The organism is Lysinibacillus sp. GbtcB16 (genome assembly GCF_019091145.1).
GTDB classification, from domain to species: domain Bacteria; phylum Bacillota; class Bacilli; order Bacillales_A; family Planococcaceae; genus Lysinibacillus; species Lysinibacillus fusiformis.
The window spans coordinates 1-231 of sequence record NZ_JAGXJV010000939.1 but is presented as its reverse complement, the minus strand read 5'-3'; the positions used below and the strand labels follow the sequence as shown (position 1 = coordinate 231).

1 pseudogene is annotated in these 231 nt (G+C 37.7%); it reads right to left on the bottom strand.

From position 1 onward, the window contains the following. Nucleotides 1-231: pseudogene (locus KVT27_RS26385) on the bottom strand (stalk domain-containing protein); the annotation flags it as partial.

Below are 231 nucleotides of genomic sequence, written 5' to 3'. Positions count from 1 at the left end.
GTGTAGATCGTATGTTTCAATGACCTTTGAATCTCCTGGTGCAATGACAAGTCCGCTACTTTCTGATTTTTTAAGCTTGTTATTTAAGGAAGCATCAGCAATTGTCAAACCAATATCATGCCCTACCCAGCTATTACCTGACTTTTGGTTAATACCTCTTGAATCTACAACTTTAATACTTTCTGTCGTAGACTTGTTTGGAACCGTAATCCCAATATTAACATCTGTGCC